Origin of the sequence: Halomonas sp. 3D7M (assembly GCF_014897885.1) — a bacterium.
Taxonomy (GTDB): Bacteria; Pseudomonadota; Gammaproteobacteria; order Pseudomonadales; family Halomonadaceae; genus Vreelandella.
Genome location: NZ_JABUZF010000254.1, coordinates 35,447 through 42,511 on the forward strand (window position 1 = coordinate 35,447; position 7,065 = coordinate 42,511).

General features: G+C 55.7%; 5 protein-coding genes and 1 tRNA gene. 2 read left to right on the forward strand and 4 right to left on the reverse strand.

Going from position 1 to position 7,065, the window contains the following annotated elements; translation table 11 throughout:
- On the reverse strand, positions 1–1,084 hold a 1,084-nt coding region (gene tgt, locus INT22_RS15850; RefSeq protein ID WP_319022094.1), incomplete at its 3' end, for a tRNA guanosine(34) transglycosylase Tgt.
- Between the two features lie 64 nt (positions 1,085–1,148).
- Positions 1,149–2,180: a tRNA preQ1(34) S-adenosylmethionine ribosyltransferase-isomerase QueA gene (gene queA, locus INT22_RS15855; RefSeq protein WP_193068538.1), complete on the reverse strand. Its 1,032-nt coding sequence runs from the start codon at positions 2,178–2,180 to the stop codon at positions 1,149–1,151.
- Between the two features lie 113 nt (positions 2,181–2,293).
- On the opposite strand from queA, the gene INT22_RS15860 reads away from it, so the two are divergent.
- Positions 2,294–2,380: transfer RNA gene (locus INT22_RS15860), tRNA-Leu, on the forward strand.
- Between the two features lie 175 nt (positions 2,381–2,555).
- Here INT22_RS15860 and INT22_RS15865 read toward each other — a convergent pair.
- Both INT22_RS15865 and INT22_RS15870 read right to left on the reverse strand, forming a co-directional pair.
- The gene (locus tag INT22_RS15865; RefSeq protein ID WP_226912807.1) at positions 2,556–4,673 is read right to left on the reverse strand and encodes a protein-disulfide reductase DsbD family protein; all 2,118 of its coding nucleotides are present in this window, start codon (positions 4,671–4,673) and stop codon (positions 2,556–2,558) included.
- A 125-nt stretch (positions 4,674–4,798) separates the two neighbouring features.
- The gene (locus INT22_RS15870) at positions 4,799–5,905 is read right to left on the reverse strand and encodes a TlpA family protein disulfide reductase (RefSeq protein WP_193068540.1); all 1,107 of its coding nucleotides are present in this window, start codon (positions 5,903–5,905) and stop codon (positions 4,799–4,801) included.
- 177 nt (positions 5,906–6,082) lie between these two features.
- Between INT22_RS15870 and INT22_RS15875 the strand changes: the two genes are divergently transcribed.
- A partial coding sequence (locus tag INT22_RS15875; RefSeq protein WP_226912808.1) for an aminotransferase-like domain-containing protein occupies positions 6,083–7,065 on the forward strand: 983 nt, incomplete at its 3' end.

Consider the following 7,065-nt stretch of genomic DNA (forward strand, 5'->3'; position numbering starts at 1 on the left):
GGGCATAAAAGCCTTCCACAAAGGTCGTCAATGTACCCGCTTCGATTGCCGCGCGCAAATCAGCCATTACCCGCTGATAGTAGCGTAAGTTATGGATGGTATTGAGCATGGAGCCGAGCATTTCGTTACAACGATCCAGGTGGTGCAAGTAGCCCCGTGAGAAATTTTTGCAGGTATAGCAGTCACACTCAGCATCAAGCGGTTGGGTATCAAAGCGGTGCTTAGCGTTACGGATCTTGACCGTACCCTCGGAGGTGAACAGGTGGCCGTTACGTGCATTACGAGTAGGCATTACGCAATCGAACATGTCGACGCCGCGACGCACACCCTCTACCAAGTCTTCTGGTTTGCCAACGCCCATCAGGTAGCGCGGGGTGTCGTCAGGCATCCACGTCGGTAGATAATCGAGTACCTTGATCATCTCTTCTTTGGGTTCGCCTACCGACAAGCCACCAATGGCTAAGCCATCAAAGCCAATTTCGAGCAGCCCTTTTAATGAGCGTTCGCGAAGTTCAGGGTGCATGCCGCCTTGAATAATGCCGAACAGCGCCGAAGGCGAATCACCATGAGCCTCGCGTGAGCGTTTCGCCCAGCGTAGCGAAAGCTCCATGGATTTTTCGGCTTCTTCAAAAGTGGCTGGGTACGGCGTGCACTCGTCGAAAATCATCACTACGTCAGAGCCCAACGAGCGCTGCACGGCCATGGATTCTTCTGGCCCCATAAATACCTTGCTGCCATCGACCGGTGAGCGGAAGTGAACGCCTTGCTCGGTAATTTTGCGCATTTCGCCTAAGGAAAAAACCTGAAAACCGCCGGAATCGGTCAGGATAGGTTTGTCCCATTGGGCAAAATCATGCAAGTCGCCATGGGCTTCAATCACGTCGGTGCCTGGGCGCAGCCATAGGTGAAAGGTGTTGCCGAGAATGATTTCTGCGCCAATCTCTTTCACGGAGTCAGGTGTCATGCCCTTCACCGTGCCGTAGGTGCCCACCGGCATAAAGGCCGGGGTTTCGACGGTACCGCGGGGGAAGTGCAAGCGCCCCCGGCGTGCACGGCCATCGTCGGCTAGGCGCTCAAAGCGCATAAAACATTCGTTTCGCATCTAAATAACTCGTCAATAATCGGTTAAGGCGCTGGACGTATCGTGTTTAGCGGGTCAGCAGCATGGCATCGCCATAACTAAAGAACGCGTAGCGCTCGTCAACTGCCGTGCGGTATGCCCGCATCATGTGGTCATAGCCGGCAAATGCAGAGACCAGCATCAGCAGGGTCGACTCGGGCAGGTGGAAATTAGTTATCAGAGCATCTACACAGCGCCATTCGTAGCCAGGGTAGATAAAGATATCGGTGTCGCCGCTGTAGGGGGCAATCTGGCCGTCGCTACTTTTCAGGCAAGCGCTTTCTAAGCAGCGCACGCTGGTAGTGCCGACGGCAATGATCCGTTTCCCCGCAGCCTGAGTGTCACGCACTTGTTGACAGGCGGTCTCAGACACCTCAATCCACTCGCTATGCATATGGTGTTCAAGGATGTTGTCGACGCGCACTGGCTGAAAGGTGCCAGCGCCGACGTGCAAGGTCACAAAGGCACTGTTAACGCCTTTCTCGGCCAGGGCATCCAACAACGGTTGGTCAAAGTGAAGCCCCGCGGTAGGCGCTGCTACTGCACCGTCGCGGCGGGCATACACGGTTTGATAGCGTTCCCGATCACTCAGCTCATCGTCACGGGTGATATAGGGCGGCAGTGGCATATGGCCATGCTTTTCAAGCAGCGCAATCATTGGCGTGTCGCCTAAAAAGCGCAGCTCAAACAGTGCATCGCGGCGGCCTTCAACCACCGCATGAATGTCGCCTTCAAAGATCAGCTCGGTGCCAGGCTTAGGTGATTTACTCGAACGGATATGTGCCAAACCGCGGTGGCTATCCAGCGGGCGCTCCAGCAGCATTTCTACTTTACCGCCGCTAGCCTTGTGACCGTGCAAGCGTGCTGGAATGACGCGCGTATCATTGAATACCAGCAAGTCGCCGGGTTCGAGTAGTTCAAGTAAATCAGCAAACTGGCGATGCTCAAGCGCGCCGCTTTGGCCATCCACGCATAGCAAACGGCAGTCGCTGCGCTGCTCAGAAGGGTAGCGAGCAATTAGCTCGTCGGGTAGCTCGAAATGAAAATCCGCGCGCTGCATGGAAATGGCTCTTATCAGTGGTCAAACAGGCGGCATAGGATAGCGCTTTAGATAGATAAAGTCAGTCAATGTGATTGACCTGTGAGGTTATCTACGTATAATGCGCAGCCATTGCCGGTGTGGCGGAATTGGTAGACGCAGCGGATTCAAAATCCGCCGCCTTTACGGGTGTGCCAGTTCGAGTCTGGCCACCGGCACCAAATTCAAGGGCTTAGCGATTTATCGCTAAGCCCTTTTTTTGTGGTGCGCCAAGCTTGCTACACCATCAAAAGATACCCCACTTGGTTAGTCTGGGTATTTTTCTTTGCAGCATTAAAAATATCTTCGATATGGCGATGCTGGATAAGAGAGAGTTAATCCAATTGGCTCGCCGAGTTAATCCAATTGGCTCGCCAACACCGATAAGGTATTAGGCGCAAGAAGTTGTGAAAGAACTTCAGGCTCGGTTGCGCCTGGTGCGTACCATAAGTAGAGAGGTACCCCTGAACGGCCGTGCTGCTCCAAGAAAGTGGTAATGGCGGGGTCTCCATTAGTCCAATCGCCCTTCATTGTGATCACTTCCGCCTGTTCGAATGCTTGTTGCGTGCGGGGTGTGTTGATGGCTCGCTGTTCGTTGATTTTGCAAGTGACGCACCAGTCTGCCGAGAAGTAGACCAAAATGGCGTGACCTTGTTGACGAAGTTCGGCCAATCGGTTCGCATTGAAGTCGAGTGGGCGTGTGTCGGCTGAACTTACGAGCGGATTGGGGTCTACCGCTTGCGGGATAAAGGCGCCAGGAACGAGCACGCTTCCAGTCAGCGCCAGCCCGGCAGCGAGTCCTGCCGGTAGCCAGCTTAACCGCTTGGCGCTGCGTTGACGTAGTCCGGTGAACCAAAGCCCTATCGCCAGCAACATGATCAGAGCGAGGCTCGCAATCATGCCGTTGTGGCTGAGCTGGCGGCCAAGCACCCAAGCCAAGGCTAAAGCGGTTAGGAACATGGGGATGGCCATGATATGCCGGAAGTTGGCAAGCCAAGGACCAGGGCGGGGAAGTAGGCGGCGCAATACCGGCACGAAACCAAGCAGCAAAAATGGCAGGGCAATGCCCAGGCCCAAACCAGCGAATACTGTCAGTGCGGCAAACGTGGGGAGCACCAAGGCTGCGCCAAGAGCCGTGGCCATAAAGGGACCGGAGCAAGGCGTTGCGACGAAGGCGGCCAGTACGCCTGTCCAGAAGGCACCGGCTACACCGTCCTGGCTTGCTAGCTTGCCACCGGCATTGATGGATCCCAGCTCAAAAAGGCCGGCCAGATTAAAACCGATGGCCGCGGTCAATAGGGTCAGCACCAGGAGGACTCGCGGGTCTTGCAGTTGGAAGGCCCAGCCAACCTGGGTACCCACTGCACGTAAGGCGATAATCGTCGCGCCAAGTATTAAGCAAACGATAACCACGCCAGCGGTATAGGCTAACGCCTCCCGCCGGGCTTCGCGTTGACCTCCGGTTAAACGCGCAAGGCTAAGCACCTTGAGGCTGAGGATCGGGAAAACGCAGGGCATGATATTGAGCAGAACACCGCCCAATAGGGCGCCGAAGAATGCTGTCAGCAGTAGAGTAGGACTGCCTTGTTCACCGGTGGTGCTGGCGTTGGTGGCACTGGCGATGGTGGTGCTACTGGAGGAGGAGGCACTCTGATATCCGTTGGTGCTCGCCGCTGGCGCCTCAGCGCTATGGCTAACCAGTGTTAAGCCAGTCCCGGTTCCCAGTGACAGCAGCGCTTCGAACGCAGTGGGCGGGCTGTTTGCCGACCAGGCGTTAGCCCGCTGAGTTTCAACAATCAAGACATCGCCTTCACGGCTGAAGATTTGTTCAGCCGCGGGATCCACGATGTTATCGGTGTCGACAAATAAGTGTGGATCATTCAGCGTCACGCTAGCGGGCAAGGGGATGCTGACTCGCAGCCGCGCATCGTTGATCGTCACAAAGCTGGCTTGCGAGCCCAGCGGCCTGGGTAACTCACGCCGCCACTCATCGAAGCGCGCTTTGCGCTCTTGCGTAATATGGCCATCGCCTGCGGTGAGGGTAATGGCAAGCGTTGATTGTTCGGGAACGCAGGCATCCGCACGGCAAGCGAGATAGTTCAAATCGACGGTGATTGGCAGAGGCGTTCCCGGCGCGACCGAACCATCTATCTCAACGGGGAGCAGTAGCGCGTAAGGATGCTCAAAGACATGATTCATCAAGTCGCCGGTCATCAGCGTATGTGGCACTGGAAAGCTGGCATCGCCCACGCTGACACCATCCGGTAATTGCCAGTCGAACTGCGGTGCCAGGCCAATGCTGCCCGGCTGTTTCCAATACCCATGCCAACCTGACTGCGGCTCCATGAAAACGGCTAACGTGCTGGAGGTACCGGCTGCGGGTTGGTCCGTTTCCGCTATCAAGCTGCTCTTGATGAGTAACTCGCCCGAAGTGCCGGGAAACTCTTGAGCAGCCCCGATCTGGGGGAGCAGCATGAACGCCAGATAAAAGAGGACGCAATAGCGGTAAAGGGATCGGGGCATTGGTTATCAGCCCGCTTGAGACGGGCTGCTCCATTGAAAAGTATATCGCGCCGTGGCTGGCGCGAAATGGCGGTAGGTTATTGGCTGATGCGTTCGATGGCTTCGGCGAGCTCGGTATCTTGTGGCCCAAGCTTGTCGGCTACCTTGCCATCGGCATCAATAAGCACAACGGTGGGTATCTGTTGAATGCCGAAGCGGCGGTGTATGTCACCATCGGCATCAAGTAACACGGGAAACGCTGTCTCGGTGGTATCTAAATAGCTTTCGACGTCGGACTCTTTGGTCCAGAGTCCAGAAATAATGCCTACCCATTGAGTCTCCGAGTCTTTACTCAATTGGTTGACGGTTTCGCGAACGCGGCGACAAGCAGAGGCGGTGGCCGGCTGGCTCTCGGCAAGGTAGGACTCACACCATGACGCAAAGAACACCATGCCCAGGGGCTTATCTGTCGCTGTGCGGGACAGGTCGATGGTGTCGCCGTCACGCGTGGTGATATTCATCTGGCTAACCGTCTCGCCTACCGCTAACGCATTGGCGTCGATATCCTCGGCTGTGGCGTCGTGAGTGGCTGTTGATGAGTCGGGCTCAGTAAGTGTCAGTGCTGCTTGTAATGCCTCTTCTAGAGCTTGATCGTCACGATAGCCAATGTGAGTGATGTGGCCACTGAGATCAATCACGACATGCTGCGGGGTAACGCGCAGGTTAAGGGCTTCAGCCAGCGTACCGTCATCTACCGTGATAGGCATCGTCAGGCCCATTTCTTCGCGATACGCACGCGCAGATGCTGCGCTGTCTGCGTAGCCGGTGTTAACGGCGATGACCTGAATGTCATCACCATGTGTTTCCTGGATGGCCTGAAAGCCTGGCATCTGCTGGCGGCAGGGTACGCACCAGGTTGCCCAAAACTTTATATATACCGGTTTGACGCCATACAGGGTGCTGAGATCGATGGTGTCACCCTCCAGCGTGGTAATGGTTAACTCGGGGCCGGGTTGACCAATGAGCGACTCGCCAGCCGCTTTGGCGCGCTGTTCGCCATCGGCGTCGGCATCATAGGCCTGGTCAGATTCCGGTTGTTCAGATTCCTGTTGTTCAGTGGTCTCGGTCGCTAGTGAAGGGCCAACATAGCCGAGCAACATGGCGAGCAGTATCGCCGTTGAAAGCCTGGTGCTGTTTATTCGCATAGGGGAGATCCTCTGGGTAAATGGTTCGGGGCTTGCGCAATTGCTTTGGGCTAGCTCAAAGAACGACAATAAGGTTGCAGACCGATAAAAGCAGCGTGGAGCGTGAGCAGGATTGTGAATGGCATCATGGTCTAAAAAAAGAACCAAGAATGACTGGTTTTTATGTACCATTGCGTTATGAACAAACTTCGCTTTTCGCTTGATCGCCAGGGCAAGCAGTCTCTTTCCGAACAAATACGCTTCAGCATTGCGGATGCTATTCGGCAAGGGCATTTGTATGAGGGCGCGCGGCTGCCTTCATGGCGTGATCTGGGCGCGCAGCTGGGTGTTTCGCGGGGCACCATAAAAACGGCTTATGATCGGCTCTGCGATGATCAGCTAGTTGTTTCCAAGGGGGCTGCAGGCACCTTTGTTAGCTCCGTGCTACCCGCAGTGCCAGAGATGGCCGCGGTGGCCTCTCGCCTGCCACTGCCTGACCTGTATCAGGATCTGGATAGTGTTCCCAAGCTTTTTCAAGTCGGCGTGCCAGCACAGGACGCGTTTCCCTTTAAGCAGTGGTCGCGCATCATGCTGCGCTGTACGCGAAAGGCAGTGGCTGAGTCGCTGCGTTATCCAGATCCTCGCGGCGAGTCTCAGCTGCGCAAGGAAATTGCTGCCTATCTAGCGGTATCTCGGGGGCTACTCTGCTCTGCCGAGCAGATCATCATCACCAATGGTTATGCGGGCGCGCTGGGTTTGGCATTGCACTTGCTACGCCTGGATTCACAGCGGGTGTGGGTTGAGAACCCTGGCTATCCGCTAACTCGGCATGCTTTGTCACTGGCAGGATATACATCAGTTCCCGTTCCGGTGGATGATCAGGGAATGTGTGTGGAACAAGGCATAGCGCTGGCCGCGGATGCCCGCTTAGCGATTGTAACGCCAGGCCAGCAAGCCCCCTTGGGGATGCAGTTGTCGCTGAATCGACGCCAAGCACTACTGATATGGGCTAGAGAAAATGCGGGTTGGATCATCGAAGATGATTATCTAAGCGAACTGCAGCTAAGCGGACAAGCAACACCGGCACTGGCCTCGCTGGATCGTGACGGAAGGGTGATTCACATCGGTACGTTTAGTAAGACCATCAGCCCACGCTTGCGGCTCGGTTTTATGGTCGTACC

Excerpts from the sequence above, each read along its gene's own strand:
- INT22_RS15865 (WP_226912807.1), bottom strand. The coding sequence starts at position 4,673 with ATGCTGCTCCCCCAGATCGGGGCTGCTCAAGAGTTTCCCGGCACTTCG.
- INT22_RS15870 (WP_193068540.1), bottom strand. The coding sequence starts at position 5,905 with ATGCGAATAAACAGCACCAGGCTTTCAACGGCGATACTGCTCGCCATG.
- queA (WP_193068538.1), bottom strand. The coding sequence starts at position 2,180 with ATGCAGCGCGCGGATTTTCATTTCGAGCTACCCGACGAGCTAATTGCT.